This is a genomic window from Streptomyces sp. NBC_01431, assembly GCF_036231355.1.
In the GTDB taxonomy this organism is placed as follows: domain Bacteria; phylum Actinomycetota; class Actinomycetes; order Streptomycetales; family Streptomycetaceae; genus Streptomyces.
Genome location: NZ_CP109496.1, coordinates 7,727,491 through 7,752,746, shown reverse-complemented (window position 1 = coordinate 7,752,746; position 25,256 = coordinate 7,727,491). Strand labels below are relative to the sequence as shown.

Here is a 25,256-nt window from a genome sequence, read left to right as displayed (position 1 = left end):
GCACACCGGCCCCGCCCACTGGCGGGTTCGACCACATGCAGGTACGAAGGCCTGTCTCACGCGGGGCTCGACAATATGGGGGCACCCCGCTCCGGGCTTGTCCGGCGCATCGTGGCCGACAAGAGCGCACGTGCCTGGACTTCGTTCGGCCTGCTGCTGCCAGTCGCGCTGACCTCGTCGGTGCCGGCTTCGCCTCCGACCTCGCTGCCACACTTTCGCGACATGTGACTTCGTGGACCTGCACCAAGTCCTCATCAACGTAGCCTGGGATGCCCCGTACCGCCCGCTTCACGACTCCTCGCGCCCGACGCAGGTCGCGCGGAGTGAACCTGTGAGCCTCAGCGTCCGCGCTTCTGTTATTCGTCCGTGCCGCGGTTAGGTGTCCGACGGCGGTCCGCGGCGTGCGCCTTCGGTCGGCCGGGCCGATTCTCCGGTGTGATGTCCGGCGGCCGTGGGGTTCCAGGCCCCGGCGGCTTCCGCTGAGGACCCGGCGCCATCCCGTTCCACCACCCCGCTGCGCAGGAGCAGTTGGACGGCCCCGAGCAGCACCGCGGTCGCAAGTGCGCTGTGCAGCAGCAGGGCGTCCAGGTGACCTGCGGAGAGGTAGGCGCCCACCGCGACCGCGGCCAACGCGCACACCGCGCGGTCCACCATGCTCTCGATCGACAGCAGTGTGGCCCGCGGAGCGTTCGCGGGCACCGCGTCGTTCACGAGCTTGCGCTGAACCGGGTACACAAAGCCGGTCGCGGCCGCGAAGAGGCAGAGCAGCGCGACGACGGCCCAGGGTCCGCCGAGCGCCATGGCCGCCAGGGTGCCCGCCAGCACGAGGCTGAGGATCGACACCCAGGCCACCGGCGTCAGGCAACGGCTCAGCCATTGAGGGCGGGCCGAGGCCACCGCCTCCGCCATCGTCATCGCGGCCAGCACCGCGCCGCTGGAGGCCTCCCCGATGCCGTGGTCCAGCAGGATCGGCTGGAAGAGGTTGACCTGGCAGATCCGGGACAGCGTGAAGACCGCCACGCCCTGCACCATCACCAGGCCCAGCCACGGCGACGAAGCCACGCAGCGCAACGCGGTACCCGCGTCCCGCAGAAACGCCCCGCCCCTGCGCCCTCCGTCCGCGCGGCCGGCGGCCGTTTCCCCCGTACGGCCGTCCGTTCCGGTAAGCCGTGGCAGCGCGACGGCGCAGGCGAGGGAGCCCGCGGCGCTGACGGCGCTGAGCACGTACGGGGCCGTGTGGGCGACCGTCATCAGGGGCCCGACCAGCGGCCAGCACACGACCTTCGCCGCCAGCCCCAGGGCCCGTGCGGTGCCCTCCGCCTTCAGATAGTGCTGGTCGCACTTCTCGGCCCGCAGCCCGTCGTACAAGTAGGCGCTCGCCGCTCCCGACGCGAGTGAACGGCCCAGGGCGATGGCGAGGAAGTGGAGAAGGAAGCCGGTGTAGGAGGCGCTGACCACCGGAGCCAGGTTCGCCGCCGTCATCACCACAGCGCCCGCCCGCAGGCAGTTGCGGGTGCCGATCCGGTCGGCGATCAGCCCGGTCGGGATCTCGAACAGGCAGAAGGCCACGTAGTAGATGCTCTGGATGCCGAAGATCTGCCCGTCCGAGAGGCCGGCCTCCCTCTGGTACGCGTAGAAGACCGGCATCCACCACAGCAGGTTGAACAGCAGCTGGAAGCCGTAGCTGAGGCGGATGAGCCGGTGGGCGGTGGGCGTGAGCACCCCCTCGCCGATCTCCGCCGCCCCGGTGCGCGCGCTCACAGCGCGTACGGGCGGATCTGGACCAGCCGGAAGTCGCCCCGCTCGGTCATCAGCCACTCGATGTCCAGCGGCTTGTCCACATCCGACCCAGCTGAGTGGCCGTCGGCTTGGGACTCGCTTCGAGTCCCGCCGAGGTCGGCCCCGCTGAAGTGGGACTGAAGGAGCCGCCCGGTCAGGGACAGGTCGGCGAGCCGGACGCGGGTGGCGGCGGGCAGTCCGTCGCCCCAGGAGCCGAGCGCGACGGTGCGGCCGCCGCCCTCCACCACGTTGTACAGGTACTGCTGCGGCAGGACCGAGCCGTCGACGACCTGTTCCGGGGAGCCGGGTGAACAGTTCAGGTAGACGTTGCGGAAGTCCGCGCGGCGGGTCGGGTCGCAGGTCACCAGGACGCCACCGAGCGAGGCGGGCACGTACTCCTGGATGATCACGCCCATGTAGGTGTCGTCGAGGGAGATCCCGACCTGGTGGCGCAGGCGCACGCTGCGCGGCGACACCAGGGAGGCCCACACCTGGCGTACTGCGTCCAGGAGTTCACTGGTGCCGTGGACGATGGTGACGGAGTCGTAGACGCCGGCCGCGGAGAAGCCCGGAAGGTCCTCGGCGTTGGACGAGGAGCGCACCACCAGGCGCCGGCTCGCGGTCGGCGGGGCCGGGAAGGCCTGGCTGATCCGGCGGGTGACGGACTCGGGGACGGGTGTGTGCCGGATCAGGTGCTGGAGTTGCAGGCACAGTGGGTCCAGGACGTCGGTCGCGTCGAGTTCGAGTGCCATCTTGAGTTTGCCGATGCCCTGTTGGAGGGCGGGCGATGAGGCGAGGAAGCGCTGCTGGAGGGCGAAGGGGAGCGCGACCCCCTCGGGGGCGCCGACCGTCGAGGCCACGAAGTCGGCTGCGCCGGCGCGGAGTTCGGCCGGGGAGGGCGCGTCGAGGCCGAGCCGGGCGGCGAGGTGCCCGTAGAGGTCGTCGCGCGGCGGGCGGGGCCGCCCGTAGAAGGTGGTCAGGTCTGCCGTGCGGCTGTCGAGTACGTGGTGCAGCTCGCCGAGGTTGGCCGCCTTGGTGCCGTAGCGGTCGCGGTCGGCGCTGCGCAGCCGGTGCAGGGCCAGCACAGGGGCGTCTTCGAGCAGGGGCGGTTCGAGACGGATGCGCTGCTGGTGCCAGGCCGGCGGCCGCAGGACCGGTTCGTGGTCCAGCCGTTCCAGCGAGATCTCGTCCTCGCACACCCGGTAGCGGACCCATGCGCCGTCCAGGCCATCCTTCTCGACGCGCTGCTCCAGATCGCGCACGATCGCGTTGGGTATCCCCCAGCCGGAGGCCAGGACGTTGGTGTGCGAGAGCGGGGTGATCGGCGCGGTGTTGAGGAATCCGGCCACCCTGGGAACATCGTCCGGCAGGCACGGCATGGCGACGATGTCCGCCCAGCCGAGCCCGGCCTCCGCGGCCGCGTACTCCTCGTTCGTCGGGAAGAACCGCAGCCGCCCGGTGGCCTCACCGGGGTTCAGCGGCGTCCGGACGCGGGAGCCGAAGAGTTCGTGGCTCAGAATGCGAGGCACGCGCAGTTCGCTGATCGCCGCCAGTTCATCCTCCTGCCTGTGGTTGGCGGGCTTGAGCAGCACCGGGAGCCTGCCGTCGACCCTCATTGTGACGAACTCATAGAAGAATTCCAGGAGTTCACCGTTCATGGTGTCGGCCTCGGTGGTCTCCAGGACGAGGAAGGTCCGTTCGCGGCCCTCCGTGTCCCGGTCGGTGTGCAGGGACAGCACACCGAGCAAGAAGCGACGCTTGGGGTCCGTGTAGACGGAGGCGTTGAACGCGTCCAGGTCCGCGTCCAGTTCGGCGAGTTCCATGCCGAGGACGCGGGTGGCGATGTAGTTGACGTGGAAGGGGTGCGCCGCCGTATCGAGCAGGTGCCAGGTGTCGTTGGCACGGTCGACGACGACCTTGAGATAGGGGTGGCCGGCCAGCACCCCGGAGAGGGTGCGAAAGAGCGGCAGGGAGAGGTTCTCACCGACGACCGTACGGTCCGTGGCCGACTCGGCGGGATCGGCGAACGGCTGGGCGCTCACGCGGAGACCTCCTCGGGCCGCGCTGCGGGCAGGACCCGTGGCAGGGCGTCCACCAATGTCTCGAAGTCCCGGAGCACCGTCCGCGCGTCGGTGGCGGAGAGCAGGCACAGGGCCGCCATGGTGTTGGCGCCCGCCGCGGGGTTGTAGACCGGTACGACCCTGCCGTCGGCGAGCGAGCTCTCCGCGACCACCGACAGCTCGCTGCCCCGGCTGAGAGAGACGTTTTCGGCGACGGCCGGGAAGTCCCAGACCTTGCGGTCCCGCCAGGCCTCTCCCTCGCCGTCGACGGCGAGGACGACGAGGGAGCCTGCCGCGCCGCGCGCCTGCGCCGGGGTGCGGGCCCGCTCGGGCCACTGGGCCGGGCGGCCGACGAGGTGGTCGACGAGCATGCCGATGAGGTCGAGTCCGAAGACGTCCTCGATCTGCGGCACCGTCATCGCGCCGCCGAACCGGGCGGCCGTCTCGATCAGCCACATGCTGCCGTCCGCGCCGAGCTTGATCTCGGTGTGCGTCCCGCAGTCGCGCAGGCCGAGGGCGTCTACGGCTTCCCGCGCGAGCCCCACCACGCGGTCTTGGGCGTCCTGGGACAGCGGGGCGGGGGTGATGCCCGCGCGCTCGGTGAACGGCTCGACCGTGGGCATCCGGCCGCTGAGGCAGACCGGGTGGAAGGTGCCGTCCGCCACGATGCCCTCGACGCTGACATAGTCGCCCCAGCCGGGTTCGTCGAACCAGTCCGACGCACTGCCGGTCACGATCTGTTCCACCACGAAGTGGCCCTGCGCTTCTGCGACGTGGAGTTCGGCGTATCCCAACTGGGCCGATTCGGCCATGACTTCACGCGAGCGCCGCCAAGCGGCGGACACCTCGTGCGGGGAGCGGATGATCTGGTGCGCGGTGGAGCCCGCGCTCCAGGCCGCCTTGAGGAGCAGCGGGAAGGACAGGGCACCGGCCGCCTCGTACAGGTCCGCCTCGGTGGCGATGGCACGGAACTCGGGCTGCGGCAGATCGTGTTCCTGCCAGGTGCGGCGCATCAGCCGCTTGTCGCGGGCGAGCGCGGCGGCGCCGCCGGCCCCTGCGAGACCGAGCGCCTCGCACGCCTCGGCGACGGCCACGACGGCGTACTCGGAGAAGGTGAGCACCGCATCCGCGCCCACGGCCTCTGCCCGGGAGACGATCAGAGACACCAGATCGGAGCGCTGCGCGTCGGCGGGCGTCACGACCGAGGCGCACAGTCTCCGGGCGGAACCTGCCACGACGGGAGGAAGAGCGCTGAGCGCCAGCAGGTGCACTTCCGCCCTCGCGGCCGTCCGGGACAGGACGTGACCGAGCGGCGGACCACCCTTGGCATGCACTAACAGCACCTTGCTCACTGAAGTCCGTCTCCATTCGTCCGTGTCGATACGCGCCGTGGCCGTCGTACGTGTCATACGCGTCGCCGTGCTGACCGGTGATGCGCGCCGGTGCGGGAAATGTCCCGATGTACGTGTCAGGGCGTATTCACCCGCACACTCAAGAGGACCACGCCACTGGCGCTCACATCGCCCCGCAGGACGGCTGCGGTTCAGGCAAATGCCTGAGTACCAGGCCCAGTTGGGGCACGCGGAAGGTGCCGGGAGGGCTTGAGGGCCGCCCTCCACTTCGGCCGAGAACCGAGCTTGCGCGGGCCGGGGACGGGATACCCATCGCGATGTGACTGTGCGTCAGTCAGCTGCGTACGGCCTGCATAGGGACGGAGAGACCGCTGTGGACGATTCCAGTCTCAAGGCGCTTCTCGAACACCTTCCGGTGTTCTGGTGGGAGGTCGACGAGCCGTGGCAGGTACGGGAGAGAGGAGGCGGCGCCTTCGCCGACACGGGCACGGCGCAGCGTTTTCTCGACCGGATGCGTCAGGAACTCTCGGCCCCGGGTCACCCGGCGCGGGAGGACTGCTGGCAGACGAGGTTCGACGGCCGCACCTTCGATGTGAGCTGGCCCCTGGACGAGAGGGGCGTCCACGGCCGTACGCGCGGCCTCGCCGTGGAGGTCGACGCGCGCCCCGAGACCCCACGCCGGTACGCCGCCTTCGCGGGCCTGGTGAACCTCGCCCCCGCCGCCGCCTTCATCCGTGACTGCGACGGCCGCTACCTCTGGGCCAACCACGCGTACGCTCACCTCTACGGCACCGTTCCGGAGGAACTCATCGGCAAGCGCATCGAGGACTTCGACGCCCCCGCCGAGGCCGCCCAGTTCCGCGCCCTCGACCAGGAGATCCTCGGCCGGGGTGCACCGGTGCGCCACACCCTCGACTACCGGCGCCCGGACGGCAGCGCGGGACAGGCGGTGGGGCATCGGTTCCCCGTGCGGGAGAACGCACGGAGCTGCGTCGCCGGGATCTACGTGGACATCACGGACCACCTGCGCGCCACGGTCCAGCGGCAGGAGGCCGAGGACAGCCTGCGGGCCCTGCGCGATCACAGCGGCCTGCCCTGCGCACTGCTGTCGGCGAACGGGCGCGTGGTCAGGGCGAGCGCGGCGGCCGCCGAGCTGTTCGGCCTCAGCCTGCCCGACCTGGTCGGCCGCCGCGCGGACACCCTGCTCGCCCCCGAGCCCGGCCTCGACCGGCTGCACCACAGGTGGAACGGTCTGATAGCGCGCCGCACGCGACGGGTGGAGACGTCCGCGCTCCTCGTCGACGCCCAGGGACGGCAACGCCGTACACAGCTCCACCTGACGGCGGTCGGCCACTCCGGCGCCCGCGTCCGGCACGTCTGGGCCGTCGTCACCCACCAAAGTCTCCCGCATGAGGCCCATCCGTCCCTCACCGCGACGCAGATCCGCATCCTCTCCCTGCTGGCGGCGGGCAGCAGCAACGGCGACATCGCGACCTCGCTGAAGCTGTCCCGGCAGACGGTCGACTACCACCTCAGCCGCCTGCGGGAACTCCTGGGCGCCGACACCCGCCCCGCCCTCGTCGCCCGCGCCTACGTGCTCGGCATTCTCGCCCCCCGCGCGTGGCCCCCGCGCTCCGCCACAGCGGGCCATCCGCTCAGCACCGCCTGACGGGACGGGCGGCTCCGCCCCGCCATCCCGCCACCCGCTGGCGGGACTGACACGGTGGCCCCGGCGCTGGTGAGCCGTGTTGCGCGCTCCATCGCCCATCACACTGCACCCATGGATGGTGAGGAGCCTGGCTACAACTGTCGAGACGACTTCTCGGGAACGCAGATGCTGTCCGCCTGGGGCGCTCGGCTGCCGCTCGCCTGCCCAAGGAGCGCGAGGGCCTCCTCGGAGGCGGAGCCGGCGGGGGTTGTGCACACTGTGAGCACCTGCTCCGGTGAACGAGCGATCGACAGTGCCTGCTGTGTCACCGTCACCGCGCCGACGACGGGATGGTACAGCTCGTAGGACGCGGCATCGCACGGGGCCACCCGGTGGTCCTTCCACAGTGCGACGAACTCCCGGCTCTTCATCGTCAGTTCGCCGATCAGCTCCGCGAGCAGCGCGTCCTCCGGGTGCCTGCCGACGGCGATGCGCAGATTCCCGACCACCGCACGCGCCTTGCGCTTCCAGTCGGCGTACAGCTCCTGACAGTGCGGGTCCAGGAAGAGCATTCGGCTCATGTTCGGGCGTCGCGCAGGGTCGCTCGGGCCGAGGAAGTCCAGGTGGCCGGCCAGCAGGGCGTGCCCAAGGGCGTTCCAGGCCAGCACGTCGGTGCGGCGCCCGAGCACGATCGCCGGGATGCCCTCGACGGCGCGGAGGAGGTCGCGTGTTTCGTCGGCGAGCTTCTCGGGTCGCGGGCGGCGCGGCCGGGGAGCGTGGCGGGCGGCACCGGCGAGCCGGTCGAGGTGCTCGCGCTCGTGGACATCCAGCAGGAGAGCGCGGGCGATCGCGTCGAGCACCTCGGCAGAGGCCCCGCGGGACAGGCCCTGTTCCAGCCGTGCGTAGTACGAGACGCTGACGCCCGCCAGCTGGGCCAGTTCCTCGCGCCGGAGCCCGGCCACCCGTCTGCGGGGTCCCAGATCGCGCAGGCCGACGTCCTCGGGTCGCAGGCGCGCGCGTCGGGCTTGGAGGAAGGCGCCGAGCGGTCCGGGTGCGTTCATCACCCCAGTATTCGGTGCGCCACCGGATCCCAGCCACACCCTGCGAGGGGTAGGACAACACGGGAGTGGCGCGAGCCCGTCCACGTGCCCAGGCTTGGTCTCAATCGGCCAAGTACCCAGGCCTTGAGGACGGACCACATGGATCAGCATCCGGAGCAGATCGCCCTTGGTGACGTCACCGTCACCCGTATCAAAGAGTTTTACGGCTCGGCCGAGATGGCCCCGGGCGCGTTCTTCCCCGACAGCCCCGACGGGTCGTGGGGGCGAGCACCGCGACTGGCTGGCGCCCGACTTCTGGAACCCGCGGCCGCGAGATGATTCAGGCGGCCCTCTCCTCCCTCATGGATGCGGGTACCACTGCCGGAACGATCCGGTCCGACATCAGGGCGACCGACATGTTCGCCGCACTCGCGGGCATCGCCCTCACCTCGGCCAGGCCCGAGCAGCGCGAGCAGGCCGAACGCCTCCTCGACCTCACCCTTGACGGGCTGAAAGCTGCGCCGCGACCCCCGGAAAACTGACGGCAGAACCCTGAGACGTGATTCGGCCCGCACCGGTGGCCGTAAGGGCCACGGGATGACGGAATAGCTTTTCAGCGCCCTCAAGCCCGAATTCGTGCACCGAATTGCCTTTCCAATACGCGCACATTCCCACCGGGCGATCGTCTGCCGCATCGAGATGTTTCCCGATCAAAAGCGCCTCCGCTCCGGACTCGGCCACAAGACCCCCGCAGAGACTTCGCACCAACTGCCGTTGTTGGCGGCTCCTCCATCAGCAGGGGACGGATCGGGGCATGCACCCGAGACGTGAGGGCGGGGCCCCGGAGGGAGCCCGGCGAGTGGCTGGAGCGCGCGGTGACATCAAGCCACCCGCAGACGGTCCCGATCGGCGAATCCAGTCTCAAAGCTGAGCACAAGTTACACACATCCTCTCTACATTTTGGCTCCGATGGTCTAGGTTGTCCGTGCTTCAGCTGCTCGTGCACCAGAGAACCAAAAATGATCAATAGGTTCAGCGCTACGGACTGCCGGAAATCGCGTCCCGGCGACAGACGTGTGGGTGATCAATTCTTGATCCCGACAGGGGTCTTGGGTGCGGGGAACATCCGAGGCTTCGACGGGTTCCCGGGCGCCTGGAGAGTCGGGCGGGGCATGCGCGAGTGCGCTGCTGCCCAGGGGTGGGGTGTTAAGCGGCACTGGAATGGCCGGGATGTCATGCGCGGGGGGCGGGGGCCTCCCGAGGGGAGAAACAGTGCGGGGGGCGGGGCCTCCCGGGGGGAGGAACAGTGTTAGGCGAACACGTCGAACCACTGGCGACCTGGGGGGTCCTGTGCGGCATGGCGGCTTAGTCAGCCCGTCTCCGTCGGCGCGAAGACGTCTGGCGAACGGGGCAATCAGCCAACCCGCGATCGACTGGGAGCAGCGGTACCGCCGTACCGTGATCACCAGCGACACCCTGACCACCTCCTTCGTGGTGGTGGCGATCGGCCTCTTCTTCGGGGCCCGGGACGCGGCCAACTGGCATGAGAAGTGGGGAATCCTCACATTCGGCACCGAGCTGCTTGTGCTGGGAGCGCTTGCGGTGAGCCGGGCGTGGGCTCCGGCCGTGCTCGGCCAGGGCGCCGAGGAATTCCGCCGGCTCGGACGCTCACTGTCCACGGCAGCCGTCGTACTGGCGCTCGGCGGGATCGCCCTCACCTCGCGCAACATCAAACTCTGGATCTTCGTCGCGATCCCCGCGATCGCGCTCATCACCATGACGGAGCGGTATCTGCTGCGCCTCTGGCTGCACAAACAGCGCAAGGAAGGACGGTGTCTGCGACCGGTGCTCGCTGCCGGGAGTCCGGCCACCGTGCGCGACCTGATCACCCGGACCCGCAAGTTCCCGCACCTAGGCTGGCGGGTGGACGCGGTGTGCACGACGGACAGCCCCGGGCTCGACGGCGACCACCTGGACGGAGTGCCGGTCGTCGGCCGCCTGACGGACGTCGCGGGCCACGTCCGCCGCGACGGCTACCGTGTCGTCGCGGTGACGCCGGACCCGCACTGGTCACCGGACCGGCTTCAGCGGCTGGCCTGGAACCTCGAAGGCAGCGACGCGGAGATGGTCGTGGCCCCCGTACTGATGGAGGTGGCCGGTCCGCGACTGCATGTCGACGCGGTGCTCGGGATCCCGCTGCTGCGGGTGAGCATGCCGACCTTCACCGGGGGTCGCCGGGCGGTCAAGGAGGTCGTCGACCGGTTGGGCGCGGCGATCCTGCTCATGCTGTTCGCGCCGTTGATGGTGCTCGTCGGGCTGCTCGTCCTCCTGGACAGCCGGGGTGGGGCGTTCTACCGCCAGCGCAGGGTGGGCAAGGACGGCCGCGAGTTCACCATCGTGAAGTACCGCACCATGGTCGCCGGGGCCGACAGCGCACGGGCCGAACTGATGGATCTCAACGAGGGCGCCGGCCTGCTGTTCAAGCTCCACCGGGATCCGCGGGTGACCCGGGTGGGAGCGGTGCTGCGCCGGTACTCGATCGACGAGCTCCCACAGCTTTTCAACGTGCTCACCGGATCGATGTCGCTCGTCGGTCCGCGGCCCCCGTTACCGGAGGAGTCCGCTGCGTACGGCCCGGACATCCGGCGGCGGCTGCTGGTCAAGCCGGGACTCACCGGCCTGTGGCAGATCAGCGGACGCAGCGACCTGCCGTGGGACGAGGCGGTGCGCCTGGACCTGCGGTACGTGGAGGACTGGTCGCTCGCCCTGGACACAGTGATCTTGTGGAAGACGCTGCGTGCGGTGCTCTACGGGCAGGGGGCCTACTGATGTGCGGAGGGCCGCAACTCAACGGTCCCGCAGGCGCGCGGACCGCAGGCCGGCAGGGCCTGCCTGGGGGGAGGGACGGGTCGTGAAGGTCAGCGTTTTCGGGCTCGGCTACGTGGGCTGTGTGTCGGCCGCGTGCCTGGCCGGCATGGGGCACGAGGTCATCGGTGTGGACGTCAACCAGGTGAAGGTCGACCTGGTCAACGACGGCAAGGCCCCGGTGGTCGAGGAACGGATCGGGGAACTCATCTCCGATGTGGTGCGGACCGGAGCGTTACGCGCCACCGGCGACGTCCGCGAGGCGATCATGGGCAGCGAGGTGTCGCTGGTCTGCGTGGGCACTCCGTCGGAGCCCAACGGCAGCCTGTGCACCACGTACTTGGAACGGGTCACCGAGCAGATCGGCGCCGTGCTGGCCGAGCGGGGCGGGCGGCAGACCATCGTGTTCCGCAGCACCATGCTCCCGGGCACATGTCTTAACCTGCTGGTACCGATCCTGGAGAAGTACGTCGGCGGCACGGCCGGGGCGGACTTCGGGGTCGCGGTCAACCCGGAGTTCCTGCGCGAGGGCACGAGCGTGCAGGACTTCTTCGACCCGCCCAAGAGCGTCATCGGCGAACTCGACCCGGCAAGCGGCGACGCGGTGATCGCGCTGTACGACGGCTTGCCCGGCGAGGTGTTCCGGGTGCCCATCCCGACAGCCGAGGCGATCAAATACGCGGACAACGCGTTCCACGGCCTCAAGATCGGCTTCGCGAACGAGCTGGGCGCGGTGTGCCAGGCGCTCGGGGTGGACTCGCACCAGGTGATGGATGTGTTCCTGGCCGACCGCAAGTTGAACATCAGCCCCGCATATCTGCGGCCCGGCTTCGCCTTCGGTGGCTCCTGCCTGCCCAAGGACCTGCGCAGCCTGGTCCACGCGGCGCAGCGGGCCGACGTCTCGGTGCCCATCCTCGCCCACGTGCTGCCCTCCAACTCGGCACATCTGCAGCGCGCGGTGGAGCTGGTGGAGCGAACCGGCAAGCGCCGGGCGGGCCTGTTCGGGCTGTCCTTCAAATCCGGCACCGACGACCTCCGCGAGAGCCCGCTCGTCGAGCTGGCGGAGACGCTTTTCGGCAGGGGTTACGACCTGCGGATCTACGACGCCAACGTGAGCCTCTCGCGGCTGCTCGGCGCGAACCGCGAGTACATCGAGACCCGGCTGCCGCACCTCGCGCAGCTGCTCGCGAATTCCGTCGAGGAGGTCCTGGAGCACTCCGAGGTGTGTCTGGTCGGGACCAGGGATCCGGCCGTGCTGTCGGCGCTGCCCCATGGCGAAGGACCGGTGCTCATCGACCTCATCCATCTTCCCGACGCCGACGCGCGCCGGGCCGAACCGGGGTACATGGGCCTTGCTTGGTGACACATCGTTCGATGACACGGTCAGCGGGAACCGGCAGGGCCGGCGCGCGCTCATCCTGGTGGAGAACCTGTCGGTGCCGTTCGACCGGCGAGTGTGGCAGGAGTGCACAACGCTGCGCGACGCGGGCTGGGAGGTGCACGTCATCTGTCCCCGGGGGCGCACGCGGGACACGGAGCCGGAGGCGGTGATCGACGGGGTGCGGATCCACCGCTACCCGTTGCACGCGGCCACCGGAGGGCCGGCCGGCTACCTGCGGGAGTACGGAACGGCGCTGTGGCATACGGCCCGGCTGGCCCGCAAGGTCGGCCCGGTCGACGTGGTCCACGCCTGCAACCCGCCCGACCTCCTGTTCCTGCCGGCCCTGTGGCTCAAGCGGCGCGGCGCGCGGTTCGTCTTCGACCAGCACGACCTGGTACCCGAGCTGTATCTCTCCCGGTTCGACCGTGGCGAGGACCTGCTCCACCGCGCCGTGTGCGCGCTGGAGCGGCTGACCTACCGGGCCGCGGACGTCGTGCTCGCCACGAACGAGAGCTACCGGGACGTCGCGCTGCGCCGTGGCGGCAAGCGGCCGGCGGACGTCTTCGTGGTGCGCAGCGCGCCCGCCACCGACCGGTTCCAACCGGTGCCGCCCGAGCCGGAGTTGAAGCGCGGCAAGCCCCATCTTCTGTGCTACCTCGGCGTCATGGGCCCTCAGGACGGCGTCGACTACGCCTTGCGGGCCCTGGCGAAAATGCGCGACGAGCTCGGGCGGACCGACTGGCATGCGGTGTTCGTCGGCGCCGGCGACGCGTTCGACGCGATGGTGGAGCTGTCCCGGCGGCTCGGGCTCCGCGAGCAGGTGCAGTTCACCGGGCGCATTCCGGACGCCGATCTGGTGCGCTACCTGTCCACCGCGGACGTCTGCCTCTCCCCCGACCCGCGCAATCCGCTCAACGACGTGTCGACCATGAACAAGGTCCTGGAGTACATGGCGATGGGCCGGCCGATCGTCTCGTTCGACCTCCGGGAGGCACGGGTCTCCGCCGGTGACGCCGCCCTCTATGCGACCGCCAACGACGAGGCCGAATTCGCCGGGCTCATCGCGCTGTTGCTGGACGATCCGGAGAAGCGGGCCCGGATGGGCAAGATCGGCCAGGAGCGGATCGGCGGACCGCTTTCCTGGCGGAACTCGCAAGCGTCGCTGCTCGCCGCGTACGCCGCTGCCTGCCGTGACCACGCTCCGGTGTCGGCGGGCGACCCGGCCCGGAACAAGAGGTGGCCGCGCCGTTGAGCGATGACACGATACGCCTGGTCACGATCGGGCGGATTCTCCGCCGGCGCTGGCGGCTTCTCGCCATCCTCGCCCTGGTGGGCGCGCTCGTCGGCTATGGCACCTCGGTGCTGTTCCCACCGCGTTACACGGCGTCGGCATCGGTACTGCTGCCGGGGCAGTGGGAGGACCGCGAGCTGCTGACCCAGGCGGAGATCGCGGCCAGTTCGGCGGTGGTCGACCGCGCGGCCGCCGCGCTCGGCTGGACGGGCGTCAGCGGCAGCGACCTGCTGGGTCGAGTGAGCGCCAGCGCCACCGACGGGAACATCATCAAGATCTCGGGCACGGCCGACACCCCGGAGCGCGCGCAGCGGCTCTCCGACCAGGTGGCCCAGCAATTCGTCACGTTCGCCGCGCGGATCGCGGGCGACAGCACCGACCCCGGCGCGGCCACCGGGCCCGGGGCACTGCGGCAGCAGGTGGCGGAGACCAACCAGCGCATCACCGACCTGGCCAATGCGGCCGATCCCGGGCAGACCGTGGAGAGCGTGCAGGCCCGCACCGAGCTCGAAAAGCTGCGCACCGGGCTGGCGGACGCCATGAAGAAACTGGACAAGGCCGACCCGGCGGCCAACAAGGCCGGCATGGTCGTCATGGGGCCCGCGGCCCGGCCGACCAGCCAGGCACCGCCGACGAGGATGCAGCTCATCGGCGCCGGGGCGCTGCTGTTCATCCTGCTCGCAGTCATCGGCCATCTCGTCGCCGCCCGGATGAATCGTCGGCTGCGCTCGGAACCGGAGATCGCCGCAGCGCTGGGCTCGGTGCTGCTCGGCACCGTCGATGTACCTGGTGAACGGCACCCGCACCGCCCGAAGGGCCGGGGCGCGCGGGCCTGGATCCGCCGGCTGCTCGGCGTCGACACCCGGTGGGACACACCGACCCCGCAGACGTCCGGCGACGAGGCCGGCAGGCGGATCCGCTACCGGCGGGTGTGCGCTCACCTCCGGGATCAACTGCCCGATTCTCGGCGGCTGTTGGTCATCGTGCCGGACGGCGACGAGATCGCCCGGCAAGCTGCCGAGCAACTCGTCGCCGAGGCCGACGCTGGTCCTTCCCCAAGCTCTTCGAGCAGGGGATACCCCAAGCTGCGGGTGGTGGGGGTTTCGGTGTCCCAGCCGATCGTGCCGGACCGCGAGACCGAGTCCGGTGCCCTGGTCGTGCTCAGCGCGGGCAGCTGGACGGCTGAGGAGCTCGCGGGCATCGCCGAGGCGTGTGCTGACGGCAGGCACGAGGTCGTCGGCATCGTCATCGCCGGCCCGGTCCTGGCCCGTCCGGCGCGGTCTGCCGAACAGCCCCCGGACGGCGGCGCCCTGACGCTCGCGGCTCGCGGCCAGGCGTGGGGAGGTTCCGTGTGACGACGAGCAGGAATTCGGAGTCGGTGTCCTCGGTTCCCCTCCTTGATCTGCACGCCCTGGTGGTGGCGGTGCGCAGGCGCCGTCGCCTCTGGTGCTCCCTGGCGCTGCTGGGGCTGCTGGTCGGCGCGGCGGTGGCGGTCCTGCTGCCGCCGCCGCCGACCGCGGTGACCAAGGTGCTGGTCGCGCACGAGGGAGACCAGCCCAACGACCCCGGAACGCTGATCCGCACCGATGTCGCGCTGCTGCAGACCACCCGGATCGCCGACGCGGCTCTGCAGTCCCTCAAGTCCCCGGAACGCCCTGAGGACTTCATGCGGGATTACGGGGGCACCGGCTTGACCAACAACCTGTTGCAGATCACCGTGACGGGCGGCAGCGATGCGCAAGCGGTGGCTCGCGCGAAGGCGTTGGCCGATGCGTTCGTCGCGAATCACGTGCGGCGGGTTCAGGAAGCCTCGGATGCCCAGGCCAAGGCCCTGCTCGACCAGCGTGACCGCCTGCAGGGCGAACTCGCCCAGGTCAACAAGGAGATCGGGAACCGGGCGCCGGGTAGCGATCCGAAGGCGTCGGCGAGCATCGAGTCACTCTTCGCCCGGCGGGCCGAACTCAGCTCGCGGATCACCGATTTCGACCAGCGCGCCGCCGAGGCGCGCACCGGCACGCCCCAACTCATCGCCGGCACGCAGATCGTGGATGCCCCGAGCGCGGTGCGGCACTCCCTGCCCAGGGCCGCTCTCACCAACGCCGCGATCGGGCTCGTCCTCGGGCTCGTCCTCGGGCTCTCGCTGGCCGCGGTCGGCACGGTGGTGGCGGACCGCCCCGTGCTGCGCCGGGAGATCGCGGCGAACCTGGGCGCCTCGGTCATCGCGGAGCTGCGCCGCGCGCCCCGCCGGCCGGCCGGGCTGTGGCAGCGCCGACAGGTCCGGGCGGCGGGCGAACGGCTCACCACGACCCTGGCCCGCACCGTGCGCGGCTCCACGGGGCCGGTGTCGCTGCTGGAACTGGGCTGTGCGCGCAGCACGAGTGTGATCGCCCTTGACGTCGCCAGCACACTGGCGGCGGACGGGCCAGTGGTCGTCATCGACGGCCTTCCCGGCGCGGAGCTCGCCAACAGCCGCCAGGAGCCGGGAGGCCCGGCCGTGGTCAGCGGCGAGCGTGCCGCGGCCATGCCGCACCGGGTGCGCCGGCTGGGCGTCGGCTCGGTCGCCCCCGGCACGGCGTGGAGCGACCTCCAGTACCTCGGTAGCCGGACCGTGCTCGTCGTGCGTGCCGGGCATGGCAGCGCCGCATGGCTGCACACCGTGGCGCGCCAACTCGCGGACCAGCGCATTCCGGTGATCGGTGTGGTGCTGATCGACCCCGATCCCCGTGACCGGACCGACGGCACGCTGTGGGACGGGCTGCACACGGCGCTGCGCGGCCATCACGAGCTGTCGGTCCGGCAGAACGGGACGGGCCGGCTGCGCAAGGAGCGGCCGTCGATGCCGGCCGCGCGGGTCCCGGACAGCGACCAGGAGGCGCGGTAGAAGATGTGTGGGATCACAGGAACGTACCGATGGCCGGACGGGAAGGCAGTGACCGACCGGCTCACCGATACCCTCGCCCACCGCGGTCCGGACGGCGCGGGCCGGTACAGCCACCCCGCCGGAGACGGCGAAGTGCACCTCGGCCACCGCCGACTGGCCATCGTCGACCTGTCGGAGACCGGCGCCCAGCCGATGGTCTCGGGCGGCCTCGCCCTGACGTACAACGGCGAGCTGTACAACGCGCCCGATCTGCGTGCCGAGCTGGCAGCCGCTGGGGTGCGCTTTCGCGGCACCTCCGACACCGAGGTACTCCTTGAGGCCTGGCGGCGCTGGGGCACGGACTGCCTGCCCCGGCTACGCGGCATGTTCGCGTTCGCGATCTTCGATGAGCAGACCGGTGACCTGGTGCTCGCCCGTGACCAGCTCGGCATCAAGCCGCTGTTCCTGCTCCGGCGCGGCGAGGGTCTGGTGTTCGCCTCCGAGCTCAAGGCGCTGGCCGCCGTGACCGGCGGGTCGCTGCGAGTGGACGATGCGGCGCTGGTGGCCTCGCTGCTGTACTACTGGGTGCCGGACTCCCGTTGCGCGTTTCGCGAAGTGGAGAAGCTGCCGCCGGGGAGCTGGCTAAGGTGCCGGCCCGACGGCCGGGTGGAGCGCGCCCGGTTCTGGAACCTCCGTGACGTCGCCGCCGAGGCCGCAGAGCGGGCCCGGGGCGGCGAGCAGCCGGACGTGGCTGCCATCGTCGAGGAGTCGAATCGGCGGCATCTGCTCTCCGACGTACCCGTGGCGACCTTCCTCTCCGGCGGGCTCGACTCCAGCTACCTGACCGCGCTGGCGGCCCGCCACCAGCCCGGGATCTCCGCTTACACGATCGGATTCCGCACCGAGGACGCCAGGTTCGAGGCGATGCCGGACGACCTGCGCTATGCCAGACAGGTCGCCGAGCGCTTCGGCATCGACCTGCATGAGATCGAGATCGCTCCGAATGTGCTCGACCTGCTGCCGCAGATGACGTACCACCTGGACGAGCCGATCGGTGACCCCGCCGCGATCAACACCTTCCTGATCTGCTCGGCAGCCCGGGAGGCCGGGGTCAAGGTGATGCTGTCGGGGATGGGCGCCGACGAGCTGTTCGCCGGTTACCGCAAACATGTGGCCAACCTGCTCGCGCTGCGCTACCAGCGCATCCCGCGCCCCCTGCGGCGCGGCCTGTCCGCGGCCGTGGACCGGCTGCCGGTCGCCACCTCCCGCCGGGGGTACCGGTCGGTGCGCTTCGCCAAGCGGTTCCTCTCCTTCGCCGATCTGCCGGAGGAGACCGCGTTCCGGCGCAGCTACACCATGTACGACCAGGACGACCTGCTCGCCCTGGTCAATCCGGACCTGGCCGGGACCGTCGAGGACGTGCTCACCGAGCACGCGGACATCTACCAGGACAACGACCTCGACGACTTCGTCAACCGCATGTGCCTGGGAGATGCCCGGATGTTTCTGCCGGGCCTGAACCTCGCGTACACGGACCGGTCGAGCATGGCCGCGTCGACCGAGGTGCGGGTGCCGTACGTGGACGTCGAGGTGGTCAAGGCGGCCTTCACCGTGCCCGGCGATCGCAAGATCGTCGGACGTCAGGGCAAGGCCGTACTGAAGGAGGCGGCCACCTCGATCCTGCCCCGGGAGATCGTGTACCGGCCCAAGGGACTGTTCAGCGCCCCGCTGCGCGCCTGGATGAGCCGGGATTTGGCACCGCTGGTGCGCGAAGTGGTGAACGACGGCGTGCTCGTCCGTTCCGGTTTCCTGCGCCGCGACGCGCTGGCGCGGATGGTGGCCGAGGACGCCGCCGGGCGGCGGGACTTCTCCAAGCATCTGTGGCATGTGCTGACCCTCGAGTACTGGTATCGCGGCGCGACCTCCGGGTCCGGCCTCGCTTGACCATGCGTAGGAATTAAGAGGAGTTCGGGTGAAGCAGGTTGTGCAGAACTACAAGAGTGGCGAGCTGGCGGTGCTCGACGTGCCGGTGCCGGGGTGCAAGCCGGGCGGTGTACTGGTCCGGAGCGCCTTCTCGCTGATATCCACCGGGACCGAGCTGATGAAGGTGTCCGAGGCCGGCATGTCGATGCTGGGCAAGGCCCGTTCCCGGCCGGACCAGGTGGCCAAGGTCGCACAGAGCGTGGCCACCAACGGGGTGGGCGCCACCTACCGCAAGGTGATGGGCAAGCTGGACTCCTACACGCCGCTCGGCTACTCGCTGTGCGGGGTGGTCGAGCAGGTCGGCGCCGGGATAGACGATGTGAAGGTCGGCGACCTCGTGGCCTGCGCCGGCAATGAGCACGCGTTGCATGCCGAGTTGAACTGGGTGCCGAAGAACCTCTACGCCCCAGTGCCGGACGGCCTGGCGTCGCGGCCCGCGGCCTTCGGCACCGTCGGGTCCATCGCGTTGCAGGGGGTCCGCCGCGGCGAGTCACAGCTCGGCGATGTGGCGCTGGTCATCGGCCTCGGGCTGATCGGGCAGTTGGTGGTGCAACTCCTCGCCGCCTCGGGGGTCCGCGTCGTCGGGGTCGACCCCGACCCGGTGCGCTGCGAGCTCGCCGAACGTCTGGGCGCCGCGGCTTGCGGTGACCCCGCGTCCGCGGCCGTGGAAGCTGCCGTCGCCGAACTCACGGGTGGTCACGGCGTGGACCAGGTGTATCTGGCCGCCGGCGGCGGCAGCAACCAGCCCGTCGAGCTGGCCGCCCGGCTCTGCCGGGACCGCGGCCGGGTCGTCGACATCGGCAAGTGCCGCCTGGACCTGCCGTGGAACGCGTACTACGAGAAAGAGCTCGACGTCCGGTTCTCCCGCAGTTACGGCCCCGGGCGCTATGACCCGGAGTACGAACTCGATGGGCGGGATTACCCGATCGGCTACGTGCGCTGGACCGAGCGCCGCAACCTGGCGTGCTTCCTCGATCTCCTCGCCCGCGGCCGCATCGACGTGGAGCCCTTGGTCTCCCACACGGCCCACTTCGATGACGCCGTCGAGACGTACCAGCGTCTGAAGGACGGCGACCTGAAGGCCGTGGCCGTGCTGTTCCGGTACCCCGACCGCCCGGACCGGGCTGCAGAGGCGGCGGCCCCGGCAGTGGCCGTGCCCGCGGTGAAACGACGCAGCGGCCCGGTGTCCGCCCCGGCCCGGCCCGTCGGGGCGCCGGTGCGGCTGGCCTTCGTCGGCGCGGGAAACTACGCGACGTCGATGCTGCTGCCGCACCTGGCACAGCGCGACGGCGTCGAGTTGTCGACCGTCGTCACCACGACGGCGCTGTCCGCGGCCAACGCGCAGCGGAAGTTCGGGTTCGCCGGGGCGACCACCGATCTCGACGCCGTGCTCGGCGACCCGTCCATCGACGCGGTGTTCGTGGTCACCCGGCACAGCTCGCACGCCGAACTGACCCGAAGGGCACTCCTCGCCGGCAAGGCGGTGTTCGTGGAGAAGCCCCTTGCGCTCACCGAGGACGAGCTGGCCGGCGTGCTCGCGGCGGTGGAGGAGTCCGGCAACGACCGGCTCCAAGTGGGCTTCAACCGCCGGTTCGCGCCGCTGCTGCAGGAGGCCAGGAAGCGGTTCGGCGCCCGGACCGGAGCGGCGAGCGTCCGCTACCTGGTCAACGCGGGCCGTCTTGACCACGGCAGCTGGTACCTCCAACAGGGCACCGAGGGCTCGCGGTTCGCCGGGGAGGGCGGGCACTTCATCGACACGGTGAGCTGGCTGCTCGCGGCCGACCCGGTCTCGGTGTACGCGGTCGCCGCCTCCGGCAACGAGGACCTACAGGTCGTGCTGCGCTACCCGGACGGGTCCACCGCCACCATCAGCTACGTCACCTCCGGCGCGCCCGGCTTCCCCAAGGAGACGCTGGACCTGGTCGCGGACGGCAAGGTGCTGCGGCTCGACGACTTCGTCCGTGCCGCGGTCTACGGCCGCAAGCGGTGGGTCAGTTCGCGGCTGCCCAAGGCCCGGGACAAGGGCCAGGCCGCCGAACTGGCCGCGTTCATCAAGGCCGTGCGGACCGGCGGACCGATGCCGGTGCCGCTGGAGTCGCTGGTCGCCACTACGGCGGCCACCCTCGCCGTGCAGGCCGGCCTGGTCGGCGGCGCGCCGGTGACGTTGGCGGGGGCGCGATGACGGTGAACGCAGCGAGTGCGGGCTGGTACCTGCGGCGGCTGTCCCGGATGGGACCGCGGGAGGTTGGCGGCCGGGTGGGCGACGCGGTGCGCAGGCGACGATGGCGGTCCGCGCGACCGGAGTGCCCGAGCGTGACCGGCGCCCGGTTCACCGCCGCACTGCCCGCCGGGACGATCGCCACGGTGTCACCGGACGCCGCGAAACGTCTCATCGCGCAGGCGGACCGGCTGATGGACGGTCACGCCGAGTTTTTCGGGGTGGCCCGCTACGACATGGCCGACCCGGACTGGTGGTGCGACCCGAAGACCGGGCGCCGGGCGCCGTGGGGCTACGCCTTCGACGTGGCGTACCGGAACGAGGACGTGGTCGGGGACATCAAGCAGATCTGGGAGCTGTCCCGGCATCAGTACCTCACCGTGCTCGCTGCCGCCTACGCGATCACCGGGAACGAGCGGTACGCCGAGCGAGTGGCCAAGCACCTGCGGTCATGGTGGTCGGCCAACCCGCCGCTGCGCGGCGCGCACTGGATCAGCGGCATCGAGCTGGGCATCCGGCTGCTTTCCTGGGTATGGATCCGCCGGCTGCTCGACGGCTGGCCGGGCGTGGCCGGGCTGTTCGAGGACAACCCGGTGGCGCGGAAGCAGATCTGGCACCACCAGCGCTGGCTGGCCGCCTTCCCCAGCCGGGGGTCGTCGGCGAACAACCACGTCATCGCCGAGGCCGCCGGGCAGTTCGCAGCGGCCTGCGCGTTCGGGTGGTTCCCCTCCTCGGCGCGTTGGCGGGCCGACGCGCTGCGGTCGCTGGAGCGGAACCTGCGCGGCAACACCTTCGCCTCCGGCCTCAACCGCGAGCTGGCCACCGAGTACCACGGACTTGTGCTGGAGCTCGCCCTGGCCGCGGTGGCCGAGGCGGATGCCGCGGGTGTGCCGGTCCCCGTGTCCATCCGGCTGGTGCTGCTGCGGATGACCGACGCGCTCGCGGCCATCGTGGACAGCCGGCTGCGGCCGCCGCGCCAGGGGGACGCGGACGACGGGCACGGACTGATCGTGGACGGCGCGGGCACCGACCGGTGGGCCTCGCTGCTTGCCACTGGGGACGCCGTGTTCGGTCGGCTCGCCTGGTGGCCGGCGGTGACCGGCACCGATGTGCGCACCCCGCTCCTTGCCGCGCTCATCCGGCCGTCCTCGAAGGATGGCACCGCGCCATCCGTGACCCGCCCGGCAAGCCGCCCAAGCCACTTCGCGGACGCGGGCATGACCATCCTGCGCGGACCGGAAGAAATCTGGTGCCGGTGTGACGCCGGTCCGCACGGCTTCCTGTCCATCGCCGCGCATGCCCATGCGGACGCGCTGTCCGTGGAGGTCCGGCACGACGGGGTCGACGTGCTCGCTGACCCGGGGACGTTCTGCTACCACGGGCAGCCCGAGTGGCGGCAGTACTTCCGCTCGACCCTCGGCCACAACACCCTGCAACTGGATGGCGCCGACCAGTCCGTCTCCGGCGGACCGTTCCTGTGGACCCGGCACGCCCGCAGCCGTGTCCTGGTGGCGGACACAACCCACACGGGTGTGGCCCGCTGGTGCGCCGAGCACGACGGATACCAGAACTCCGTGCACCGCCGCCGGGTGGAACTGACCTCCGCGGCAAAGGAGTTGAGCGTGGTCGACGAGGTGCACGGCCCGCGCCGGGCCGTGCGCCTGGCGTTCCACCTCGGCCCGACGGTCGCCGCGGACCTGGTGGGGAACCGGGCCGTGCTCACCTGGGTCCGGGACGGCGAGGGCCGCTCCGCGGTGCTCGACCTGCCCGAGCAGCTGCGCTGGCGGGCGCATCGCGGCGAGACCGATCCGCCGCTGGGCTGGTACTCGGCCGGCTTCGGGCGCAAGGAACCCGCCACAGCGCTGGTCGGCACCGGCTTCGCCGACGGCGCGGCGGGTTTCACCACCGTACTCAGGTTCCGCGGCTAGGGAGGACGCGTGGGGATCAAGTCGCGGAACTGGGCGTCGGCGGCGGCACCGCTGGTGCTGGTCCTGCTGGCGGCGACCGGCTGTACGAGCACGTCGGACGCCCCGGCGGAGCCGACCGGTACGCCATCCGCGTCCGGGGCGCCCGCCACGTCCGTGGCCCGGGTGTGCGCCAAACCCCCGGCCGGGCCGGCGAAGGCGCCGGCGGGCGCGGTGACGGTCGACCCCGCGGTGGCCGGTGACCTGGCCGCGAAGACCAAGAGCAGCCCCCCGAACACCACGTTCTGGCTACGACCGGGCAGGCACACGCTCGAACCGGACCGCTACGCCCAGATCATCCCCAAGGACGGGGACAGCTACGTCGGCGCCCCGGGCGCGGTGCTCGACGGCCGCAAGACCAACCAGTACGCGTTCGGCGGTACCGCCCGCAACGTCACCATCCGCTACCTGACCGTGCAGGGATTCGTCGCGCCGCAGAACGAGGGCGTGGTCAACCATGATTCGGCCGACGGCTGGGTGATCGAGCACGCGGCGATCCAGTACAACTCCGGCGCCGGCCTGATGGCCGGTGCCCGCCAGCAGATCCGCGCCAACTGCCTTCGCGGCAACGGTCAGTACGGCATGAACGCGTACAAGACGGGTGACCCGGTCAGCGGCCTGGTGGTCGAGGGCAACGAGATCGTGGCCAACAACACCGACGACTGGGAGCGGCGGGATCCGGGCTGCGGCTGCACCGGAGGCGTCAAGTTCTGGGCCGTCAACGGCGCCGACGTACGCGGCAACTGGGTGCACGACAACCGCGGAGCCGGGTTGTGGGCGGACACGAACAACAACGACTTCCGCATCGAGGACAACGTGCTCGAAGCCAACGACGGTGCCGCGCTGATCTACGAGACCAGCTACAACGCGGTCATCCGGAACAACACGATCCTGCGGAACAACTGGGTCGAGGGCCGCAAGTACGCCGACCGCGGGGACACCTTCCCGTTCGCGACCATCTATCTGTCCGAGTCCGGCGGCGAACCACGGATCCGAGCCCGTACAGACAAGATCGAGATCGATCGGAACGTGCTGGAGAACAACTGGAACGGGATCACCCTGTGGGAGAACGCCGACCGGTTCTGCAACAGCCCGGCCAACACCTCCTCCGGCGACTGCACGTTGCTGGTGCGGCAATCCGACCGCTGCGCGCGGCCGGCGATCGCCACCGCTCCGCTCTACGCCGACTGCCGGTGGAAGACCCAGCGGGTGGACATCCACGACAACCGCTTCGTGCTGGACAAGGCCGTCGTCAAGTGCCCGGCGAAGTGCGACCGCATGGCGGTGCTTTCCAACTACGGCACCTATCCGAACTGGTCGCCGTACCAGGGCGAGCGAGTGGCTGAGGCGATCACCCTCAAGCAGGACAACCGCTGGCACGACAACGTCTACGCCGGAGCATGGCAATTCGTCGCCCAGGACCCGAGCCGGGTGCTCGACTCCGGGCAGTGGCAGGGCAGTCCGTACCAGCAGGACGCGGGCAGCACCTTCGCCCCACGGGCCGGTGGTTGAGATGGACGGGGACCTGAGGCGCGGCTGGCTGCCGGGCGGACCGGAAACGGCGGGCACGCAGCCCGGCGCCGCACCACGCCCGGCCGGCACGCCGAGGATCGTCGGGATCGTCTGGGGGCTGCTGATCCTCAACACGCTCGGCTCCGCCGGGGCGAAGACCATCATCCCGCTGCCCCGCTCCCTCATCCAGATAGCCACCATGGGCGCGCTGGTCACCGCGTTCGCGCTGGCGCTCGCACTCAATCTCCGGCTGCGCGTCCGAGCCAGCGCCTACTTGTTCCTGCTCACCCTGCTGCTGGTGTCGAGCGTGATCTCCAGTGCGCACCTGGAGTCCGGGTTCGGCGCGCTGTTCCGGTGTGTCCGTCTGGCTCTCTTCACCGGCACGCTGTGGCTCCTGAGCCGCTGGTGGGACGGCGGCATGACGTTCGTGCGGCACCACATCCGGATGTACTTCGCGGTACTCGGGTCGGTGGCCGCCGGCCTGGTCGCCTCACCGGGCGCGGCCATGCCCGACCTCTACGGCGGGCGCCTCGTCGGCGCGTTGTGGCCGCTCACGCCGCCACAGATCGGGCAGTACGCCGCGGTGATCATCGGGCTCACCGTGCTGCTCGTGCTGGGCCGCCGGACCGACAGGGCCGGCGCGGCGGCGGTCATCGTGCCGTCACTCGTCCTGCTCGCGTTGACCCATACCCGCACGGCCACGCTCGGACTGTTCACCGGCCTCGCGCTGGCGATCGGCTCGCTCATCCTGACCAGCGCCGCGGCCCGCCGGTTCTTCAGCTGGACGGTGCTGTGCGCCGTGGTGGCCGCGGTGGGGTTCAGCTCCGCGCTACAGGCGTGGTTCCTGCGCGGACAGAGCCAGGAGAACTTCTCGAACCTCACCGGTCGGGCCAAGGTCTGGGACGCCCTGCTGGCAGCACCCCGGACGACCTCGGAGCAGCTGTTCGGAGTGGGCCTGGGCGACAAGTCGTTCGGCGGGCTGCCGATCGACAACAGCTGGCTGGCCGTTTACAACGAGCAGGGTCTGGTCGGCATCGCCCTCGTGGCGGCGATCATCATCGTGCTTGCCGGCGTCGCGCTGCTGCGGCCGCCGTCACTGCCGAGGGCCTGCGCGATCTTCCTGATCAGCTACTGCGCGATCGCGTCGTACACGGAGGCCGGGCTCGGCGACGCCTCGCCGTATCTGCTGCATCTGGCCGTGGCCGCCTCGCTCCTCGCGACACCTGCGGCGACGCACCTCCCCCCGCCCGCAGACCCTCGACGACACATCCCGCGCTGGGCCCGGAGATCGGAGGTGACCTGA

Annotated in this window: 16 protein-coding genes and 1 pseudogene; 13 read left to right on the top strand and 4 right to left on the bottom strand. The window is 70.7% G+C overall.

All coding sequences use genetic code 11. The annotated features are described in order from the left end of the window. Positions 1 to 375: 375 nt before the first annotated feature. Genes OG522_RS35355 through OG522_RS35345 form a run of 3 tightly spaced genes read right to left on the bottom strand, consistent with a single transcriptional unit; the run spans position 376 to position 5,074 of the window. A complete protein-coding gene (locus tag OG522_RS35355; RefSeq protein ID WP_329467128.1) occupies positions 376 to 1,761 on the bottom strand; it encodes an MFS transporter in 1,386 nt (461 codons plus the stop codon). Further along, a complete protein-coding gene (locus OG522_RS35350) occupies positions 1,758 to 3,821 on the bottom strand; it encodes a PEP/pyruvate-binding domain-containing protein (RefSeq protein WP_329467127.1) in 2,064 nt (687 codons plus the stop codon). The genes OG522_RS35355 and OG522_RS35350 overlap by 4 nt, the downstream gene beginning before the upstream one ends. Then, positions 3,818 to 5,074 (bottom strand): ATP-grasp domain-containing protein, encoded by a 1,257-nt coding sequence (locus OG522_RS35345; protein WP_443074791.1) that lies wholly within the window; start codon positions 5,072 to 5,074, stop codon positions 3,818 to 3,820. Before OG522_RS35345 ends, OG522_RS35350 begins: the two co-directional genes overlap by 4 nt. Positions 5,075 to 5,564: 490 nt before the next feature. Between OG522_RS35345 and OG522_RS35340 the strand changes: the two genes are divergently transcribed. Further along, the gene (locus OG522_RS35340) at positions 5,565 to 6,860 is read left to right on the top strand and encodes a PAS domain S-box protein (protein ID WP_329467125.1); all 1,296 of its coding nucleotides are present in this window, start codon (positions 5,565 to 5,567) and stop codon (positions 6,858 to 6,860) included. A gap of 131 nt (positions 6,861 to 6,991) precedes the next feature. Here the strand turns inward: OG522_RS35340 and OG522_RS35335 are convergent, their stop codons facing one another. Then, positions 6,992 to 7,900 carry a helix-turn-helix domain-containing protein gene (locus OG522_RS35335; protein WP_329467124.1) on the bottom strand — a complete coding sequence of 303 codons (909 nt, stop codon included), beginning with the start codon at positions 7,898 to 7,900 and terminating at the stop codon, positions 6,992 to 6,994. 138 nt (positions 7,901 to 8,038) lie between these two features. On the opposite strand from OG522_RS35335, the gene OG522_RS35330 reads away from it, so the two are divergent. The 12 genes and pseudogenes from OG522_RS35330 to OG522_RS35275 all read left to right on the top strand — a co-directional run bounded on the left by OG522_RS35330 (position 8,039) and on the right by OG522_RS35275 (position 25,256). Beyond that, positions 8,039 to 8,218, top strand: coding sequence for a hypothetical protein (locus OG522_RS35330; protein WP_329467902.1), 180 nt, complete (start codon positions 8,039 to 8,041; stop codon positions 8,216 to 8,218). Beyond that, a pseudogene (locus tag OG522_RS35325) lies at positions 8,209 to 8,421 on the top strand (SbtR family transcriptional regulator); the annotation flags it as partial. The gene OG522_RS35330 and the pseudogene OG522_RS35325, both read left to right, overlap by 10 nt. A gap of 808 nt (positions 8,422 to 9,229) precedes the next feature. Continuing rightward, entirely contained in the window at positions 9,230 to 10,708 is a 1,479-nt protein-coding gene (locus tag OG522_RS35320) for a sugar transferase (protein ID WP_329467123.1), read from the top strand. Between the two features lie 82 nt (positions 10,709 to 10,790). Beyond that, entirely contained in the window at positions 10,791 to 12,107 is a 1,317-nt protein-coding gene (locus tag OG522_RS35315) for a nucleotide sugar dehydrogenase (RefSeq protein ID WP_329467122.1), read from the top strand. Next, positions 12,097 to 13,377 (top strand): glycosyltransferase family 4 protein, encoded by a 1,281-nt coding sequence (locus OG522_RS35310; protein ID WP_329467121.1) that lies wholly within the window; start codon positions 12,097 to 12,099, stop codon positions 13,375 to 13,377. The genes OG522_RS35315 and OG522_RS35310 overlap by 11 nt, the downstream gene beginning before the upstream one ends. Beyond that, complete coding sequence (locus OG522_RS35305) at positions 13,374 to 14,771, top strand: Wzz/FepE/Etk N-terminal domain-containing protein (RefSeq protein WP_329467120.1); 1,398 nt, start codon at positions 13,374 to 13,376, stop codon at positions 14,769 to 14,771. The genes OG522_RS35310 and OG522_RS35305 overlap by 4 nt, the downstream gene beginning before the upstream one ends. Continuing rightward, complete coding sequence (locus OG522_RS35300) at positions 14,768 to 16,297, top strand: Wzz/FepE/Etk N-terminal domain-containing protein (protein WP_329467119.1); 1,530 nt, start codon at positions 14,768 to 14,770, stop codon at positions 16,295 to 16,297. The genes OG522_RS35305 and OG522_RS35300 overlap by 4 nt, the downstream gene beginning before the upstream one ends. A gap of 3 nt (positions 16,298 to 16,300) precedes the next feature. After that, complete coding sequence (gene asnB / locus OG522_RS35295) at positions 16,301 to 18,220, top strand: asparagine synthase (glutamine-hydrolyzing) (RefSeq protein WP_329467118.1); 1,920 nt, start codon at positions 16,301 to 16,303, stop codon at positions 18,218 to 18,220. A 28-nt stretch (positions 18,221 to 18,248) separates the two neighbouring features. Continuing rightward, a complete protein-coding gene (locus OG522_RS35290; RefSeq protein ID WP_329467117.1) occupies positions 18,249 to 20,441 on the top strand; it encodes a bi-domain-containing oxidoreductase in 2,193 nt (730 codons plus the stop codon). Then, on the top strand, positions 20,438 to 22,405 hold the full coding sequence (locus OG522_RS35285; RefSeq protein ID WP_329467116.1) for a heparinase II/III family protein: 1,968 nt from the start codon (positions 20,438 to 20,440) through the stop codon (positions 22,403 to 22,405). Before OG522_RS35290 ends, OG522_RS35285 begins: the two co-directional genes overlap by 4 nt. A 9-nt stretch (positions 22,406 to 22,414) precedes the next feature. After that, positions 22,415 to 23,953, top strand: a complete 1,539-nt coding sequence (locus OG522_RS35280; RefSeq protein ID WP_329467115.1) for a right-handed parallel beta-helix repeat-containing protein — start codon at positions 22,415 to 22,417, stop codon at positions 23,951 to 23,953. A 1-nt stretch (position 23,954) separates the two neighbouring features. Beyond that, the gene (locus OG522_RS35275; protein WP_329467114.1) at positions 23,955 to 25,256 is read left to right on the top strand and encodes an O-antigen ligase family protein; all 1,302 of its coding nucleotides are present in this window, start codon (positions 23,955 to 23,957) and stop codon (positions 25,254 to 25,256) included.